Source organism: Martinezella miluonensis (genome assembly GCF_900094545.1).
GTDB lineage: Bacteria > Pseudomonadota > Alphaproteobacteria > Rhizobiales > Rhizobiaceae > Rhizobium > Rhizobium miluonense.
Genome location: NZ_FMAH01000007.1, coordinates 18,008 through 35,432, shown reverse-complemented (window position 1 = coordinate 35,432; position 17,425 = coordinate 18,008). Strand labels below are relative to the sequence as shown.

15 protein-coding genes are annotated in these 17,425 nt (G+C 60.5%); 10 read left to right on the top strand and 5 right to left on the bottom strand.

The genetic code is table 11. The features are described 5' to 3' along the window. Window positions 1–96: 96 nt before the first annotated feature. Entirely contained in the window at window positions 97–1,230 is a 1,134-nt protein-coding gene (locus GA0061102_RS09035; protein WP_092846079.1) for a gluconeogenesis factor YvcK family protein, read from the top strand. Between the two features lie 130 nt (window positions 1,231–1,360). Here the strand turns inward: GA0061102_RS09035 and GA0061102_RS32905 are convergent, their stop codons facing one another. Continuing rightward, window positions 1,361–1,498, bottom strand: coding sequence for a hypothetical protein (locus GA0061102_RS32905; protein WP_159432149.1), 138 nt, complete (start codon window positions 1,496–1,498; stop codon window positions 1,361–1,363). 3 nt (window positions 1,499–1,501) lie between these two features. Between GA0061102_RS32905 and GA0061102_RS09030 the strand changes: the two genes are divergently transcribed. Then, window positions 1,502–1,921 (top strand): ABC transporter permease subunit, encoded by a 420-nt coding sequence (locus tag GA0061102_RS09030; RefSeq protein WP_092846290.1) that lies wholly within the window; start codon window positions 1,502–1,504, stop codon window positions 1,919–1,921. 64 nt (window positions 1,922–1,985) lie between these two features. Continuing rightward, window positions 1,986–3,230: a mannonate dehydratase gene (gene uxuA / locus GA0061102_RS09025; RefSeq protein WP_092846288.1), complete on the top strand. Its 1,245-nt coding sequence runs from the start codon at window positions 1,986–1,988 to the stop codon at window positions 3,228–3,230. Window positions 3,231–3,276: 46 nt separating this feature from the next. Here uxuA and GA0061102_RS09020 read toward each other — a convergent pair whose 3' ends face one another. Further along, the gene (locus tag GA0061102_RS09020; RefSeq protein ID WP_092846077.1) at window positions 3,277–4,686 is read right to left on the bottom strand and encodes a helix-turn-helix domain-containing protein; all 1,410 of its coding nucleotides are present in this window, start codon (window positions 4,684–4,686) and stop codon (window positions 3,277–3,279) included. Window positions 4,687–4,801: 115 nt separating this feature from the next. Between GA0061102_RS09020 and GA0061102_RS09015 the strand changes: the two genes are divergently transcribed. The 5 genes from GA0061102_RS09015 (at window position 4,802) to GA0061102_RS09000 (ending at window position 11,050) form a co-directional block, all read left to right on the top strand. Continuing rightward, entirely contained in the window at window positions 4,802–6,334 is a 1,533-nt protein-coding gene (locus tag GA0061102_RS09015) for an acyl-CoA carboxylase subunit beta (protein ID WP_092846075.1), read from the top strand. A 12-nt stretch (window positions 6,335–6,346) separates the two neighbouring features. Continuing rightward, entirely contained in the window at window positions 6,347–8,353 is a 2,007-nt protein-coding gene (locus GA0061102_RS09010) for an acetyl-CoA carboxylase biotin carboxylase subunit (RefSeq protein WP_092846073.1), read from the top strand. Continuing rightward, window positions 8,353–10,491 (top strand): methylmalonyl-CoA mutase, encoded by a 2,139-nt coding sequence (scpA, locus tag GA0061102_RS09005; protein WP_167667945.1) that lies wholly within the window; start codon window positions 8,353–8,355, stop codon window positions 10,489–10,491. Before GA0061102_RS09010 ends, scpA begins: the two co-directional genes overlap by 1 nt. A gap of 4 nt (window positions 10,492–10,495) precedes the next feature. Further along, window positions 10,496–10,645, top strand: a complete 150-nt coding sequence (locus GA0061102_RS32900; RefSeq protein WP_159432148.1) for a hypothetical protein — start codon at window positions 10,496–10,498, stop codon at window positions 10,643–10,645. A gap of 258 nt (window positions 10,646–10,903) precedes the next feature. Next, on the top strand, window positions 10,904–11,050 hold the full coding sequence (locus GA0061102_RS09000; protein ID WP_081615274.1) for a DUF1127 domain-containing protein: 147 nt from the start codon (window positions 10,904–10,906) through the stop codon (window positions 11,048–11,050). 433 nt (window positions 11,051–11,483) lie between these two features. Here the strand turns inward: GA0061102_RS09000 and GA0061102_RS08995 are convergent, their stop codons facing one another. The 3 genes from GA0061102_RS08995 to GA0061102_RS08985 form a co-directional block, all read right to left on the bottom strand. Next, a complete protein-coding gene (locus GA0061102_RS08995) occupies window positions 11,484–12,689 on the bottom strand; it encodes an adenylate/guanylate cyclase domain-containing protein (RefSeq protein ID WP_092846069.1) in 1,206 nt (401 codons plus the stop codon). Between the two features lie 29 nt (window positions 12,690–12,718). After that, window positions 12,719–14,341, bottom strand: coding sequence for an MDR family MFS transporter (locus tag GA0061102_RS08990; protein WP_092846067.1), 1,623 nt, complete (start codon window positions 14,339–14,341; stop codon window positions 12,719–12,721). 77 nt (window positions 14,342–14,418) lie between these two features. Further along, entirely contained in the window at window positions 14,419–15,651 is a 1,233-nt protein-coding gene (locus GA0061102_RS08985; RefSeq protein WP_092846065.1) for an HlyD family secretion protein, read from the bottom strand. A gap of 138 nt (window positions 15,652–15,789) precedes the next feature. On the opposite strand from GA0061102_RS08985, the gene GA0061102_RS08980 reads away from it, so the two are divergent. Both GA0061102_RS08980 and GA0061102_RS08975 read left to right on the top strand, forming a co-directional pair. Then, window positions 15,790–16,692 (top strand): LysR family transcriptional regulator, encoded by a 903-nt coding sequence (locus GA0061102_RS08980; RefSeq protein ID WP_092846063.1) that lies wholly within the window; start codon window positions 15,790–15,792, stop codon window positions 16,690–16,692. Window positions 16,693–16,857: 165 nt separating this feature from the next. Further along, window positions 16,858–17,328 (top strand): MEKHLA domain-containing protein, encoded by a 471-nt coding sequence (locus GA0061102_RS08975; protein WP_092846061.1) that lies wholly within the window; start codon window positions 16,858–16,860, stop codon window positions 17,326–17,328. The last annotated feature ends 97 nt before the right edge of the window (window positions 17,329–17,425 follow it).

The window sequence follows — 17,425 nt, the reverse complement described above, 5'->3', positions numbered from 1 at the left end:
CGTTTATGACATCCGTGTCAGCATTCGTGACGACGTCCTATCTTTTCGGGTCGTCGGCGCGCTATATCCTTTCCCTCCAGATTGACGGGAGAGGATATGAAGAGAATCGTCTTGTTTTCCGGCGGCAGCGCGTGTCGTTCGATCAACATCGCTCTGTGCCGGAACGGGGCCGAGGTCACGCGCATCGTACCTGCCTGGGACAGCGGCGGAAGCTCCAAGATTATCCGCGAGCGGCTGGGCATTCTCTCTGTCGGCGACATCAGGCAGGCTTTGATGACGATGGCTCATGGGGAGGGATGTGCCGGCGATGTCGTGAAGATCTGCAATGCGCGGCTTTCGGCCAATCTCGGTCTCGAGGGCGCCTGGAACGAATTCCTGTTTTACGCCAAGGGCGGTCATCCGCTGCTCGAGAGAATGGAGCCGGGGCTACGCGGCGCGATCCTGAACTACCTCAACACATTCGCTTCCGCGGTTGGCGAGGATTTCGATTTCAGACACGGCAGTATCGGGAATTTCATTTTGACCGGCGCATGCCTTGCCCACAACGGCGATGTCAACACGGCGATTTTCGTGTTTAGAAAGCTGTGTGGCATCAATGGGAATGTCTGGCCATCCTCCATCGACAGCGATCTTGTGCTGTCCGCGACGTTGACGGATGGCAGAATGGTGATGCCGCAGGACGCGATCACGACCATGTCCGAGCAGGATGCCAGGATCGGGATCGCCAAACTCGACCTTGATCGCGCGAGTGGTGAGCGACCGATGGCCAACTCCGCCGTTCTCGACGCGATAGCCCGGGCAGATCTCATAGCCTTCGGGCCGGGCAGTGTTTACACCAGCGTTATTCCGCATCTTCTGGTGGACGGCGTCGTCGCTGCTGTCGAGCAGGTCAACTGTCCCAAGGTCCTTATCGGCAACATTCTGCAATGCCGCGAGACGATCGGGCTGACATTGGCTGATGTGCTATCGGCTTTTGATCTCCAGTGGCGCCAACGCGGTGGATCTTCGGACTTGTTTTCTCACATTCTGGCGAACCGGGTGCTTTTTCCCTTCGAAAAGACGGTTGGCAGATTCCCGTACCTGACGGACGGATTGTCGGACACGGCTCGATATGCGCTTATCCGGGATGAGTTCGAGGACGCCTGGAGCCGTGGTCAGCATGACGGCGAAGCGATAACCTCCAGCCTGCTGAAGATCGCTTCGGCCGGGAATGGGCTTGGTCGGGCGTAAGGCGAGAGGAGGCGGCTCATTCCATGGGCTTGCTCCGGATGCTTCGCGCTACCAGTAACATGCCTGCGCCCGACGCTGCCGCGACGGCGGGAAAATCAGCGATCTCTAAAATAAAGGCGACGGCTGATCGTCAGGCCCCGCTTCCATCGGTCTTGTGCTCGGCCGGAGCCGGACCGGCGGTGTCGCGGAGTATGAAGCGCGCGCCGAGAACAACCTTCATATCCTGCGGGCTGTCGCGGTGCTCGATCGCATCGCAAAGAAGCTTCAATGCATGTCTGCCGACCTCCTGGCCCGCTATCTCGTGGTGAGCTTCGGCATATTCCTTGTCCGGCAATACGCCCTCTCATCGATCCCCGACGAATTGCTGGAAGCCGCGCGTGTGGATGGCGCCGGCGAATGGTGGATTTTCTTTCGCATTGTGTTGCCGCTGATGCGCGGTCCGATCGGGACGCTGACCGTCCTTGCCTTCTTCCAGGCCTGGACCACCTTTGCCTGGCCCATGGTCATCAACATGGCGCGTGGCAAATGCGTACTTGAGGTGGGGCTGGCCCTGTTCCAGACCGGCTTCATCGTCGATCTCGGCCGCCTCAGCGCCGCCGCCGCTCTGTCGCTCATTTCGAGCGTCATCTTCTTCGGCGCGATGCGGCGCAATTTCGTCAAAGGTGTCGCGACGAGCGGCATGAAGGAATAGGCTGGGCGAGATTTCGATTCCCCGCTTTACCAAACGGCATATGCACTGAAGAAAGGGACAGATGATGCGGCAGACTTGGCGTTGGTTCGGCCCGTCCGATCCGGTATCGATTGACGACATGCTACAGGCGGGAGTTGAAGGCGTGGTCACCGCGCTTCATCATCGCGCTCCCGGCGAGGTGTGGACGCCGGAGGATATTGCCGCCCGCCAGCGCGAACTCTCGGTTATGAGCGACGGCAGTCCCTCCGGGTTGAGCTGGAATGTGGTCGAAAGCCTGCCGGTCTCCGAGGATGTCAAACGCCAGAGCGGGCCGTGGCGAGCGCATATCGACAGCTGGAAGACGAGCCTTCGCCACCTCGCCGATGCCGGGGTGCAGACGATTTGCTACAACTTCATGCCTGTCCTCGACTGGACGCGCACCGATCTTGCCTATCGCCTGCAAAACGGTGCGACTTGCATGCGTTTCGATGCGGTGGATTTCGCTGCATTCGACCTGTTCCTGCTGCAACGCCCGGCGGCGCGCGAAGAACTTGAGCCTGACGTCGTCGATGCAGCGCAGCGCCGCTTTTCGGAAATGGACGATGCGCGCAAGAGGCAACTCGTTGCCAATATCGTCTCCGGCCTGCCGGGTGCTGCGATCCACATGACGATCGACGAGGTGAAGGATCATCTCGCGCAGTATAATGGCTTGTCTGCTGAAAGACTGAAGGCGCATCTCATCGATTTCCTCAGCGAAGTCGCACCGCTCGCACAGGAGCTGGGCATGCGGCTCTGCTGCCATCCGGACGATCCGCCGTTTCCGCTGCTGGGGCTGCCGCGCATCATGTCGACCGAAGCCGACTACCGCGCCATGGTCGAAGCGGTCGATCTCCCGTCCAATGGCATCACGCTTTGCACCGGCTCGCTCGGCGCGCGGCGCGACAACGACCTGCCGGGCATGATGGCAAGGCTCGGCGATCGCGTCCATTTCCTGCATCTGCGCAACGTCGCGCTGGAAGACAACCGGCATGGCGGTTCGTTCCATGAGGCGGCTCATCTCGAGGGCAATACCGACATGGTGGCGGTGATCGCCGCGGCGCTTGCCGAAGAGAACAGACGGAAAGGGCTGGGCCGCAAAGATTGGCAGATCCCTTTCCGCCCCGATCACGGCCAGAATATTCTCGATGACCACATCAGGCAGACGCGCCCTGGCTATCCGGCGATCGGCCGCCTCAAGGGGTTGGCGGAATTGCGCGGCATCATGACAGCCCTTTCGCATCCGCTCGTGGCCGGAGGCTCATCGGGTCCTTGCGAGCCTGTCAGGATTTGAACGCTGTGCTGAACGAGGCCCTGCCGTTTTCCGCGCGGCGCGGGTCCTACGACAGCTGGTAGGGCGTCGTCTCTCTGACATTGTGATCGACGGAGATGCTTCGGCGCAAAGGTGGAACGGCGCGGCTGGCGCAATTGCTGCGCTCGCATATTCGACAGGATATGCCGATCGGTTCGAAGGCGGATTTGTCGGTGACGTTGAGATCGTCGGCATAGACGAAGGCGCTGGCGTAGGAAATCTCGCAGCCGAGCGCCAGCGCGTGACTGGAGCGCTGCGTACGAAACCCGCCGACTCCCTTGCTCACATGCGTGGCAAGACAGAGATAGCGGGCGCCGTCTGGCGTTTCCGCAAGCTGGCGAATGAACCGGCCCGGTGTCTCGAAGGCCTGATGAGCGTTCCAGAGCGGACAGGCCGCTCCGAAGCGCGCGAATTGCAGCTTGGTTGCACTGTGACGCTTGGTAATGTTGCCGGCGCGGTCGATGCGGGCAAAGAAGATCGGGATCCCCTTCATGCCCGGGCGTTGCAGCGTCGATAGCCGGTGGCAGACCTGCTCCAGGGATGTCCCGAACCGGGCGGCAAGCAGCTCGATATCGTGCCTAAGGTCGCGGGCGGTTTTCAGGAAGCCTTGATAGGGCATGAGGAGAGCACCGGCAAAATAGTTGTGCAGGCCGATGCGACAGACCTCGCCAGCCTCTTCGCTGCGGAACCCTGCCTGGCGCACGATGTTTTCCACCGCCTCGCTGGCGTAGAGCTGTGCGACTTGCACGGCCATCTGGAATGTGCGGGTTTCGGCCGGGGCATACGGATTGAGGGTCAGCACCCGTCCCGCCGGATCGTAGCGGCGGACCGCATTCATGGCCGATGGCCCGTGCACGACGCGAACGCTGAATTGACTGTCCAGATAGTCTGTCAGGATCGGCTGGCCATCCCCGCCCTGCAGGCCGAGTTTGAGGGCGAGCGCTTCCGCCGTGGTGTCGAGTTCCTGCACATAGTTGTCGACATAGTGAAAGAAGTCGCGAACTTCGTCATAGGGCGTCGCTTCGAGTGCCGCAGCGCGGCCGAGCCTGTCGTCGAGGCTGGCAAGCTGCTCGCTGTTGCGCCGATAAGCCTGGTGACAGCTGACTAGCGCACGGGCAAAACCCGGCGCATTCTGCGCGATCAGCTTTAACTCCTGTAATGTCGGCGAGTAGGATTCGAACAATGGATCGCCAAGCGCCTCGGTAAGCGCCGACATCAGTCGATCGGTCTCGCCGGTGGAAAGCTCTGCAATGTCGAGCCCATATTTGTCGGCCAAGGCCAGAAGGACGGCGGCAGATACCGGACGTTGGTTGTTTTCGATCTGGTTAAGATAGCTCAGTGAGATGCCGAGGCGTTCGGCGAACTGGCTCTGCGTTGCATCATGTTCCAGACGCAGTTCCCGGACTTTCCGGCCGATGAAGAGTTTCCCGATGGCCATCTTCGCAACTTCGCAATTGTTAATTTGAATTTTTATAAGTCCGCATATCTGCGCGTTCAATGATTTTCTCGCGGTCGGACCCTCGCTATGACTTCGGCATATCGAGGGAGGCATCATGCAGACGATATTGGATCAGCTCGCAGCCCGGCGCGCCGAGGCGCGGCTGGGAGGCGGCGAGCGAAGAATTGCGGCCCAGCACGGAAAGGGCAAGCTGACCGCGCGCGAGCGCATCGAAGTGCTTCTCGATGAAGACTCCTTCGAAGAGTACGACATGTATGTCACTCACCGCGCGACCGATTTTGGCATGGCGGAGCAGAAGATCGCGGGTGACGGCGTCGTGACCGGATGGGGAACGATCAATGGCCGTCAGGTCTACATCTTCTCTCAGGATTTTACCGTGCTAGGTGGCTCCCTGTCGGAGACGCACGCGCAGAAGATATGCAAGATCATGGACATGGCCATGAGGAACGGCGCGCCGGTCATCGGCCTCAACGATTCCGGTGGCGCGCGCATTCAGGAAGGCGTGGATTCGCTTGCCGGCTATGCCGAGGTGTTCAAGCGCAATGTCGAGGCCTCCGGCGTCGTGCCGCAGATTTCCGTCATCATGGGACCTTGCGCAGGTGGTGCCGTCTATTCGCCGGCCATGACGGATTTCATCTTCATGGTGCGGGATTCCTCCTACATGTTCGTCACCGGCCCCGACGTGGTGAAGACGGTAACGAACGAGATCGTCACGGCGGAGGAGCTTGGCGGAGCGCGCACCCACACCTCGAAATCCTCGGTTGCCGACGGCGCCTTCGAGGATGATATCGAGGCGCTGGAGCATATCAGGTTGCTCTTCGACTTCCTGCCGCTGAACAACCGCGAGAAGCCGCCGGTCAGACCATTCCACGACGACCCGGCCCGGTTGGAAAATCGGCTAGACACGCTCATTCCCGACAGCTCCAACAAGCCTTATGACATGAAGGAGCTGATCCACGCCCTTGCCGACGAGGGCGACTTCTTCGAGCTGCAGGCGGCCTTTGCGCGCAACATCATCACCGGCTTCATGCGCATGGAAGGACAGACAGTGGGTGTCGTTGCCAATCAGCCCATGGTGCTGGCCGGCTGTCTCGACATCGACTCCTCGCGCAAAGCTGCGCGTTTCGTTCGCTTCTGCGACGCCTTCAATATTCCGATCCTGACATTGGTCGACGTGCCCGGCTTCCTTCCCGGCACGGCACAGGAATATGGCGGCGTGATCAAGCATGGTGCCAAGCTCCTGTTCGCCTATTCCCAGGCCACAGTGCCGATGGTGACGCTGATCACGCGCAAAGCCTATGGCGGCGCGTATGATGTGATGGCGTCAAAACATATCGGCGCGGATGTGAACTATGCATGGCCCAGCGCCGAAATCGCTGTTATGGGCGCCAAGGGCGCGACGGAAATTCTCCACCGCGCCGATCTGGCAGATCCGGAGAAGATCGCTGCCCGCACGCGCGAATATGAGGAGCGGTTCGCCAATCCGTTTGTCGCAGCAGAACGAGGCTTCATCGACGAAGTCATCATGCCGCATTCATCCCGTCGCCGCATCGCGCGCGCCTTTGCCTCGCTTCGCAACAAGCAGGTGGACGCGCGCTGGAAGAAGCACGACACGATACCTCTTTGACAGGCCATTCCCATGATCAAGAAAATCCTGATCGCCAATCGCGGCGAAATCGCCTGCCGCGTCATCAAGACCGCCAAGCGCCTCGGCATTTCGACAGTCGCCGTCTATTCCGATGCCGATCGCAACGCCCTGCATGTCTCGATGGCGGATGAAGCCGTGCATATTGGCCCATCGCCCTCGAACCAGTCCTACATCGTCATCGACCGGATTATCGATGCCGTGCGTCAGAGCGGTGCCGACGCGGTGCACCCTGGCTACGGTTTCCTCTCCGAGAACGCACATTTCGCCGCCGCGCTTGAGCGTGAAGGCGTGACGTTTATCGGCCCTCCTGTCGGTGCGATCGAGGCTATGGGCGACAAGATCACCTCCAAGCAGCTGGCGGCTCGCGCGGGCGTCTCGACGGTGCCAGGACATATGGGGCTGATCGAAAATGCCGACGAAGCGGTGCTGATCGCGAATGAGATCGGCTATCCGGTGATGATTAAAGCATCCGCGGGCGGCGGCGGCAAAGGCATGCGCATCGCGCACAACGCCGAAGAGGCGCGCGAAGGCTTCCAGGCATCGCGCAACGAGGCCAAAAGCTCCTTCGGCGACGACCGCATCTTCGTCGAGAAGTTCATCACCGAACCGCGCCATATCGAGATTCAGGTGCTCGGCGACAAGCACGGCAATGTCGTCTATCTCGGTGAGCGGGAATGTTCCATCCAGCGCCGCAATCAAAAGGTGATCGAGGAGGCTCCGTCACCCTTCCTCGACGAAACGACCCGCAAAGCCATGGGAGAGCAGGCCGTCGCGCTCGCCAAGGCCGTCGGCTACAATTCCGCCGGGACAGTGGAGTTCATCGTCGATGGCAAGCAGAACAAGTTCTATTTCCTCGAAATGAATACGCGCCTGCAGGTTGAGCATCCGGTGACGGAACTCGTGACCGGGCTCGATCTGGTGGAGGAAATGATCAAGGTCGCGGCCGGCGAACGTCTGTCCTTCGGCCAGGGCGATGTGAAGCTGAATGGCTGGGCGATCGAAAGCCGCCTCTATGCCGAGGATCCCTACCGCAACTTCCTGCCGTCGATCGGCCGATTGACGCGGTATCGTCCGCCGGCCGAGGGTCGAACGAGCGACGGCGCCATCCTGCGCAACGACACCGGCGTCTATGAAGGCGGCGAAATCTCGATGTATTACGACCCCATGGTCGCGAAGCTCTGCGCCTGGGCACCCAGCCGCGAAGAAGCGATCGATGCGATGAGCGATGCTCTCGACGACTTCGAGGTCGAAGGGATCGGACACAACTTGCCCTTCCTGTCCGCCGTTATGAATCAGGAGCGCTTCCGTTCCGGTCAGCTGACGACGGGTTACATCGCCGAGGAGTTCCCCGATGGCTTCCACGGCGTCGAGCCCGACCAGGCGTCGGCTCGCAAGCTTGCCGCCGTTGCCGCGACGATCAACCGGATCGTTCAGGCTCGCGCTGCGGATATTTCTGGAACGATCGGCAATCATCGCCGGCGGATCGGTCAGGATTGGGTCGTATCCTTCGGCCAGTGGCGTTTCGAGGTTTGCATGCTGCCGATGGAAGGCGATACGGACGTATCGTTCGCGGACGGCGAAGTGCTTCGCGTGGCGAGCGACTGGCTGCCCGGCAAAACGCACTGCGCTTTTTCGGTCGGCTCCGATATACTGGGCGTCAAGGTCGATCTGGTGGGGTCGGCGATCCGCCTGCGCTGGCGGGGGACGGAGATCGTTGCTCGTGTCCGGTCGCCACGCGTTGCGGAGCTTGCCCGCCTGATGCCTATTAAGCTGGCGGCGGATACCTCCAAGCTTCTGCTATGCCCGATGCCGGGAGTTCTGACCTCGCTCAGTGTCGAGGTAGGCAGTGTCGTCGAAGCGGGTCAAACCTTGGCAGTGGTTGAGGCCATGAAGATGGAAAATGCCTTGAAGGCGGAACGTAAGGGTGTCGTTAAACGTATCGAAGCGAAAGTAGGGCATAGCCTTGCGGTCGACGAGCTAATTCTGGAGTTCGAATGATGGTTGAACGATCCCTGAAGGAATGGGCTGATCTGGCCGAGAAGGAGCTCAAGGCATCGCCCGAGACGCTCACCTGGGAAACGCCTGAGGGAATAGCCGTCAAGCCGCTCTATACCGAGGCGGATACGGCAGGCCTGCCGCATCTTTCCTCGCTGCCAGGCTTTGCACCCTTCACGAGAGGCCCGCGCGCCACCATGTATGCCGGCCGTCCCTGGACGATCCGCCAATATGCCGGCTTTTCCACCGCCGAGGCCTCCAACGCCTTCTATCGCAAGGCGCTCGCCGCCGGTCAGCAGGGTGTCTCCGTCGCCTTCGATCTCGCCACCCATCGCGGCTATGACAGCGATCATCCGCGAGTGGTCGGAGATGTCGGCAAGGCCGGCGTGGCGATCGATTCCGTCGAGGACATGAAGATCCTCTTCGACGGCATTCCGCTGGAGAAGGTCTCCGTCTCGATGACCATGAACGGAGCCGTCATCCCGATCCTGGCAAACTTCATCGTTGCCGGCGAGGAGCAGGGTGTGCCGCGTGCCGCACTTTCCGGGACCATTCAGAACGATATTCTGAAGGAGTTCATGGTCCGCAATACCTACATCTATCCGCCCGAACCCTCGATGCGGATCGTCGCCGATATCATCGAATATACAGCCAAGGAGATGCCGAAGTTCAACTCCATCTCCATCTCCGGCTATCACATGCAGGAGGCCGGCGCGACGCTGGTGCAGGAGCTTGCCTTCACGCTCGCCGACGGCCGCGAATATGCGCGGGCGGCGCTGGCCAAGGGCCTCAATGTCGACGATTTCGCCGGTCGCCTGTCCTTCTTCTTCGCCATCGGCATGAACTTCTTCATGGAGGCGGCCAAGCTGAGGGCGGCGCGTCTGCTCTGGACGCGCATCATGGAAGAATTCAAGCCGGCCAAGCCTTCATCGCTGATGCTGCGCACGCACTGCCAGACGTCCGGTGTCTCGCTGCAGGAACAGGACCCCTACAACAACATCATCCGTACCGCCTTCGAGGCCATGTCCGCCGTGCTCGGAGGCACGCAGTCCCTGCACACCAACTCCTTCGACGAGGCAATCGCCTTGCCGACGGAATTTTCCGCGCGCATCGCCCGCAACACTCAGCTCATCCTGCAGCATGAGACCGGCGTAACGAACGTCGTGGATCCGCTTGCCGGCTCCTACTATGTCGAAAGCCTCACCAAGGAACTCGCCGACAAGGCCTGGGCGCTGATCGAGGAGGTAGAGGCCCTGGGCGGCATGACGAAGGCCGTCAACGAAGGCTTGCCGAAGCGGCTGATCGAGGAGGCGGCGACGCGCCGGCAGGCGGCTGTCGACCGAGGCGATGAAGTCATCGTCGGCGTCAACAAGTATCGGCTGGAGACGGAGGAAGAGATCGAGATCTTGGCGATCGACAACGCCGCCGTCCGCAGCGCTCAGATCAAGCGCATCGAGGAAACCCGCAGGCGTCGCGATGGCGTGACGGTCGAACAGGCTCTCGAACGCCTGAAGACGGTTGCTGCAACGGGCGAGGGTAATCTTCTCGAAGCTGCCGTTGATGCGGCCCGCGCCCGTGCGACCGTGGGCGAGATTTCCGACGCCATGCGCACGGTCTTCGGCGATCACTCGGCCGTTCCCCAAGTGGTCAGCGATATCTATGGTGCCGCCTATGCCGGCGATCCCGAGCTCGTGACGCTCAGCAACCGCCTCTCCGAGGTGACTGCATCGCTGGGGCGCCGGCCGAAGATCATGGTCGCCAAGCTCGGTCAGGATGGCCATGACCGCGGTGCCAAGGTCATCGCCTCGGCCTTCGGCGATGTCGGCTTCGACGTGGTCGCCGGGCCACTGTTTCAGACGCCGGACGAAGCTGCGGATCTCGCCGTCAAGGAAAAGGTTCAGGTGATCGGCATGTCCTCGCTTGCCGCCGGTCACAAGACGCTGGCGCCTCAGCTCGTCGAAGCGTTGAAGGAGAAGGGGGCCGATCAGGTCATTGTCGTGGTCGGTGGAGTCATCCCGCGTCAGGACTACGACTACCTGCTCGAACACGGCGTCAGCGCGGTGTTCGGCCCCGGCACCAATGTACTCTACGCCGCCAACTCCATCCTTGATCTCCTGGAAGGCAAACGCAGGAACGCTTGAGGTGATGGGCAAACTTGATTGCGTCTCCTCCTTGCCCACCTCGGTGCCGGCCGTCATCCTGACCGGAGATACGTCGCTGGAGCGGTTGAGGGAAGTCGCCGCAAGCGGTCATCTGTTGCTGCGCAAGCCCGACGATGCAGAACGGGTCCGATAGGCAATCATTGAGCTATGCTCTCCCGAAACATCGGCGCTTCAGGTTTAGCTCCCAAAACGATCCGAGCAGCGCCTCCTTAAGCCTAAAAAATACCCATCTCCTACAAAAAGCGTCAAAGAGATGCGTTTGATGCATGGGTGCAGTGCGGGATCGTCGCTGGTTTAAATCGATTGAAGATCCTATATTCAAATCGTCGAAACGACGCCGGAACCAAACGAGGTTGCCGACGTCAGGAAGCCCTCAGGAAAGGGGATTATCATGAACGTCGCACGCTCTTTCAACAACTGGCGCAAGTTCCGTCAGACCGTAAACGAACTCGGCCGCATGTCCAGCCGCGAACTGCAGGACCTCGGTATCGACCGCGCTGATATCCGCAGCGTTGCCCGCGCGGCAATCGCACGCTAATCGCATCACATTCGGCCTTTGAGGCCTCCGGACGCCCGCTGAAAATGCGGGCGTTTTTGCGTCAGCCTGCCATGCTGAAGGCCTGTTCGTTTTTTGCGCTGACTTGACGCCTTTCTGGTTTGCATCTTGTGCATAGCTGCAGTGCAGCATAAACTCTATGAATCTCCGGTAGTTCGAGTATGATCCAAATCATCGAAGCGATGCACCTCCTCCCGCAGCGCTTCGGATTTCAGGCGGCCCACTCCTCCTCCCAGGGACGTCTGTAGGAACAGCGGCGCTCCTCCTCCCGAGTCGCTGTTCGGTTTTCGAAAAGCCTGCCGCACCTCCTCCCGCGGCAGGCTTTTTTCGTTTTACCGCGGCTCGCTGATCATGATTTCGCATTGTTTCCAAACTGCCGGAACGAGCGCGTGAACTTGCATCTCCGGCGTCTCCCTCAGCTTGCGAGGGCAAATAGCTCCATCGCATCGGCAAAACCTTTCAGCCGCTGCGGCCCGATTGAAACCGCGTCAGTGATATGTGCCTTTTCGCGGAAGGCTTCGGATATCAGCAGCGCCTCGCCCCTTTCGCTGCAAATGCTCTGTATGCGGCTGACGACATTGACGTCGGGGCCGATCAGCGTGAAATCGAGCCGGCTGCCGGAGCCGACATTGCCGTAGCTGACCTCGCCATAGTGCAGCGCGATGCCGACCTTGATGTTGATGTCGTCATATTGGAAGCGGTCCACGTCGTCGAGGATCGCGCGCGCAGCCACCAGTGCGGCGTTGCAGGCGCCGGGCGGATCGATGCCCGGAAAGAAGGCGAGAACGGCATCGCCCATGAACTTCAGCACCTCGCCGCCTTCTCGGGTAATCGCGGGGACGACCTTGTCGAAATAGGCGTTCAGAAGGCCGAGCACGACATTGCCGGGCAGCCGGTTGGAAAGTTCGGTGAAGCCGCGCAGATCGCAGAGCAGCAGTGCCGTTTCCATGGACTCGATCTCGCCACGGCGAATGTGCCCGGCAAGGATCCGGCTTGCTGTCATGGGACCGATATAGGTGTCGAGCAGGCTGAGCTCGCATTGCCTGAGAACGCGCAGCTCAGTGGCGTTGCGTAGCGCCGGCAGGATGCGCGCGATCACCTGCTGCTCGGCTGATGTAAAGCCGCTCGGCCGTTTCGTGCCGAAGGCAGCGGAGCTGATCGGCCCGTCGGCATTGCAGAGCGGAGCGATCATCAGCTGTACAAGTCCGCGGCCGGAAAAGATGTCGATATGTTGCCAGCGGCCGTGCTGGCTTTCGCCTGGGCCGACAATCAGCGTTTCGCGCGTCTCCAGAGCCTTCTGGAGCGGTGTATTCGCGATCGTCAGGCGCATCCCGTGTTCGCGGTCGTGAATCTCGATCGGTTCGCCGGGCGCCCAGGCGAAGGTGCGGCCGATGAACTCGGGGTGCAGCGTCATCAAGTGTAGCGTCAGCCGGTCGATGGGGAGGCCGATCGCCCGCAAACGGCGCCCCAGCCCAGAGATGAGACCGACTTCATCGAGCGCGTGGCACTCATCTCCGGTCAGCCATTCGATGAGGCTCAGCGTCGCCGCGGCATTGATGCCGGCATGCGTGATCTTGGAGCTTGGTATTGCGGTTTGAGATATGTCCAGCAGCATGGTCATGATTGTTTCCTCCTGTTTCGGTGCGGCGCCTAGTGCGCGCCGGCACCGGAGAGATGACCGGCTTTCTTGAGAAACAGACTGGCGAGCAGGGCGACGACGAGTGCGGCACCGAGCAGATAGAAGGTGTCGCTGAAGGCCATGATGTTGGCTTGCTTGCGCAGGCTGCCGGCGATAGCGACGATGGCCTTGTGCGTGGCAAGCGCCTGGTCGCTGACCCCATGGTTCAGGAAATAGTTGGTGAGCCTGGCGACACGGTCACGCGTTGCGTCTTCGAACATCGAAACCGAATTCGTCAGGATATTCGAGTGGAACTGTTCCCGCTTGGTGAGAAAGGTCTGCAGTGCCGCAATGCCGACCGCGCCGCCGAGATTGCGCATCATGTTGAAGAGCGCAGAGGCAGAGCCGGCATTTTCCTGTTCGATGCCGGCGGTGGCGATCGCGGTGAGCGGGGTGAAAGCCAGTGCCTGGCCAACGGCGCGCACGATATTTGGCCAGAAGAGCTGATCGCTGGCATAGTCGCCAGTCATGTAAACATTCATGAAGTTCGAGGCGGCAAAGAGGGCAAAGCCGGCAAGGATCAGCAGCCGGGCATCGAAGCGCTTCATCAGCCGTGGCACCAGCGGGATCAGGATCAGCTGCGGAATACCGGTCCAGGCGAGCACCAGGCCGATCTGCTCCGAATTGTAACCCTGAATACGCGTGAGATAGATCGGCAGGACAAAGACCGAACCATAAAGCGCAATGCCGAGCAGGAAATTGGCGAGCATGCCGAAGCCGAAATTACGGCGCACCAGCAGGCGCAGGTTCAGCAGCGGATGGGCAGCGCGAAGCTCGATGATGAGGAAGAGCGTCAGCGAAACCGCGGCGATAACCGACAGACGGACGATAAATGGAGAGCTGAACCAGTCGTCCTTGTTGCCTTCTTCAAGCACTGTCTGCAGCGCTGCGAGACCGATTGCCATGGTGATGATGCCAGGCCAATCGCCCTTTGCGAGCAGCGAAAGGTTCATCGGCGCACGGTCGAGCGACACCCAAAGCATGGCCACCATCAGAATACCGGGCACGAGATTGACGTAGAATATATATTGCCAACCCCAGCTTTCGGTGAGGTAGCCGCCAATGGTCGGGCCAATCGCCGGCGCAAAAGTCGCAGAGAGGGCGAAGAGTGCGAGGCCCATCGGCTGCTTGGGCTTCGGCAGCAGCGTGATGATGATGGTGAAGGCCATCGGGATCAGCACGCCGCCGGAAAAGCCCTGGATGGCGCGCAGCACGATCATCTGCTGCAGGTTTGCGGCAAAGGCGCAGCCGACCGAAAACAGCAGGAAGAGGATGGCATTGGTCAGCAGATAGATGCGGACCGAAAAGACACGGGCAAGCCAGGCGCTGAGGGGGATGACGACGATCTCGGCGATCAGGTACGAGGTCGAAATCCAGCCGCCGTCATCCGTGCCGGCGCCGATTGCGCCCTGGATGTCGGCAAGCGAGGCGTTGACGATCTGGATGTTCAGCACGGCCATGAAGGCGCCGAGCGTGGAACCGATGACGGCGATCCACATGCGCAGCGGACTCATGGCGGGCTTCGCGGCGGCGGCTGATGCGGTAGAGGCCGGCCCGGCGGAATTGTTGTTTGCGGCGATCTGAAGAGTGGCCATGATGCGGCTCCTTCCGGCTCATGCCGAAATAATCTCATGACAGTGTTGGGGCGATAATCGACGAAGAACGGGAAGGATCATCCAGCGTGGCCGGATAATCCCTCAGCTTTGGCGGAAGACGTCTGTGTGGCCTTGGTGTCGATTTCGGGCTCGACCGACATGCCGGAGCGCAATAGCCCGGCCAGGCGTTCATCATCGATCACGATTTTCACCGGAATGCGCTGGACGATCTTGGTGAAGTTGCCGGTGGCATTATCCGGCGGCAGCAGCGAGAATTCGAGGCCGCTTGCGGGCGAGAGGCTGTCGACATGGCCCTTGATGGCAACGTCGGGGAAGCTGTCGACCTTGATGTCGACCGATTGGCCGGGGCGCACATAGGTCAGCTGCGTCTCCTTGAAATTGGCGACGACATAGACCGAATGCAGCGGTACGACCGCCATCAGCTGTGTGCCTGACGTGACGTACTGTCCGACGCGGATCGAGCGGGCGCCGACCGTGCCGTCGACTGCGGCAACGATGTCCGTGTAGGAAAGATTGAGTTGCGCTTGGCGGACTGTTGCTTCAGCGCGATCACGCTGGGCGGCGGCCTGATCGCGCTGCGTCTGCAGCACGGGCACCTTGTTCTGGGTGGCAACAAGGGCGGCATGGTCACGCTCGACGGCGGCGGCCGCCTGTTCGCGAGCCGATTGTGTCTGTTCGGCGCGCGATTGCGTGCCGGCGCCGTTGCTGATCAGCCGAGCCGAACGGGCGGCATCGGACTGCGCAAAATCGAGCGAGGCCTGAGAAGCGGCTTCGGTTGCCTTGGCCTGTCCGATCAGCGATTGCTGCAGCACGATCTGCGCGTCGATATTGGCGATGGCGGCATCGGCAGCTTTCAGGTCCGCCTTCGCTTGGGAAAGGGCAGCCTGGAAGTCGCGGTCGTCGATGCGGGCAAGCACCTGGCCGGCCTTGACGGTGTCGTTGTCGCTGACAAGCACTTCCTTGATGTAGCCGGCGACCTTGGGGGCGATCGCGGTGTAGTCCGCCTTCACATAGGCATCGTCGGTGGATTCGATGAAGCGGCCGACCATCCAGTAGTAATAACCGAAGTCGGCGGCGAAGGCGGCCCCGGCCAGCAAGGCGGCGACGAGCATCCCACGCTTGATGAGCTTGCGGCCCGTCCCGGGAGCCTTTGCAACGGTGGAAGCGGGGGCCGCGGCAGCCGGTGCCTGCGGAGTTTCGGCGCCGGGAGACTTTGTCACCTCGCCCGCCGGCGCGACCTCGGCCTGGCTTGCGTTTTTGAACACCTCGTTGCGGGGCAGTTCGACCATTTGTCCATCTCCTTCAATATCGCAGCCCACTTGCAACGGGCCTTTTTGATGGGGTCAAGATGCGTCCGAATGGTCTTTCTGATAATCTCCTCGAATCTGGAAGGATCATCAATTCAGAGTGGATAATCCGAGGATCAAATGGATCGGCTGACCAGCCTCACAGTCTTTGGCCGGGTGGTGGAATGCGGCGGTTTTTCTGCTGCTGCCCGCCGGCTCAACATGTCCGTCACGATGGTGGGCAACCATGTGCAATCGCTGGAGGATCGCCTCGGCGTGCGGCTTTTGAACCGCACCACGCGCAAGGTCAGCCTGACGGAAACCGGGAAATATTATTACGAGCGTTCCTCGCAGATCCTCGCCGATCTCGAGGAAATCGATCGGGCAGCCGGCGCGCTTAACACCATGCCGCGCGGCACGCTGAAGATCTATACCAGCGGCGCGATCGTTCGCTTCCTGCTCCCCGTCATCAACGAATTCATGACGCAGTACCCGGCGATCTCTCTGGACTTCAACGTCGGCGAGCGCTCGATCGACATGATCGAGGAGGGCTACGATCTGATGATCCGCACTCTGCCCTCGCAGGAATCGACACTTGTCGCACGCAAGCTGACCCCGTGGCGCCACATGCTGGTTTGCTCACCCGAATATCGCGATACGCATCCCATGCCGAAGGTGCCGGCGGATCTCGTGGAGCACAATTGTCTGCAATATGCCTATTATCCCTATGGCGACGAATGGCGTTTCGAGGATGCTGCCGGCAACCAGCAAGGCGCCAAGATTTCGGGCAATGTCGTCACCAATAGCGCCGAGACCCTGCGTTTTCTGTTGGCGAGTGGGCAGGGCATATTCCTTGCCCCGAGTTTCATCGTCTTCGAAGATGTTGCCGCCGGCCGGTTTGTGCGCATGATGCCCGATTATCGCGCAGTGGAGTTTACGATCAGCGCGATCTATCCGAACCGCAGCCATCTGCCGACCAAGGTGCGGCTGTTCATCGATTTGCTGGTGGAGCGCTTCGCCGAACATCGCAAATGGATGACATGAGCCTCCCGTCTTTTGCCGTCCGCCGCAATCTTTTTCGTATGCCTGGCGGGTAGGGCGTTCATTGCAGGCTCGTCATTCGGATCTGCGATGCTACTTCACCTGCCATCGATCCGATAGCAATTTAGCAGATTACATATCTATCGGTCCCCAGTGGGAAGGGAATGAATGACTAGCGCACCCGAAATCAATGCCGGACATCTATCGGCCGATCGTGCCTTCTTCGAATTGCTGACGAGCAGTTTCCGTCGCATCGTTGGAGTTCCGCTCGTCCCCGAAGGCCTTGGGCCGGACTGGCTCTATCACGATGCTCCCTTCGTGGTCGTGGCGCACAATACCGACGCGGATCCGCGCTTCGTCTATGCCAACAAAGCCGGCCAGAATTGCTTCGAATATCCATGGGACGAGTTCGTCACCTTGCCCTCGCGACTTTCGGCTGAGCTTCCCAACCGCGCGGAGCGCCAGCGATTGCTGGATGCCGTGACCAGCAACGGCTTCATTTCCGATTATCGCGGACTGAGGATCGCAAAATCCGGACGACGTTTCTGGATCGAGGACGGTATTGTTTGGCAGCTCATCGACGATGGTGGAAATCACCGCGGGCAGGCGGCGACGTTTTCCCGCTGGAAAGACGCCTAAGTCCGGGATTCGCCCGATTTGCCGTTGGGATCACGGCATAGCTTCTTCTATTGAAAGGCGCGAAGAGCATTTGAATGGGGATGAAAATCCCGGCGGC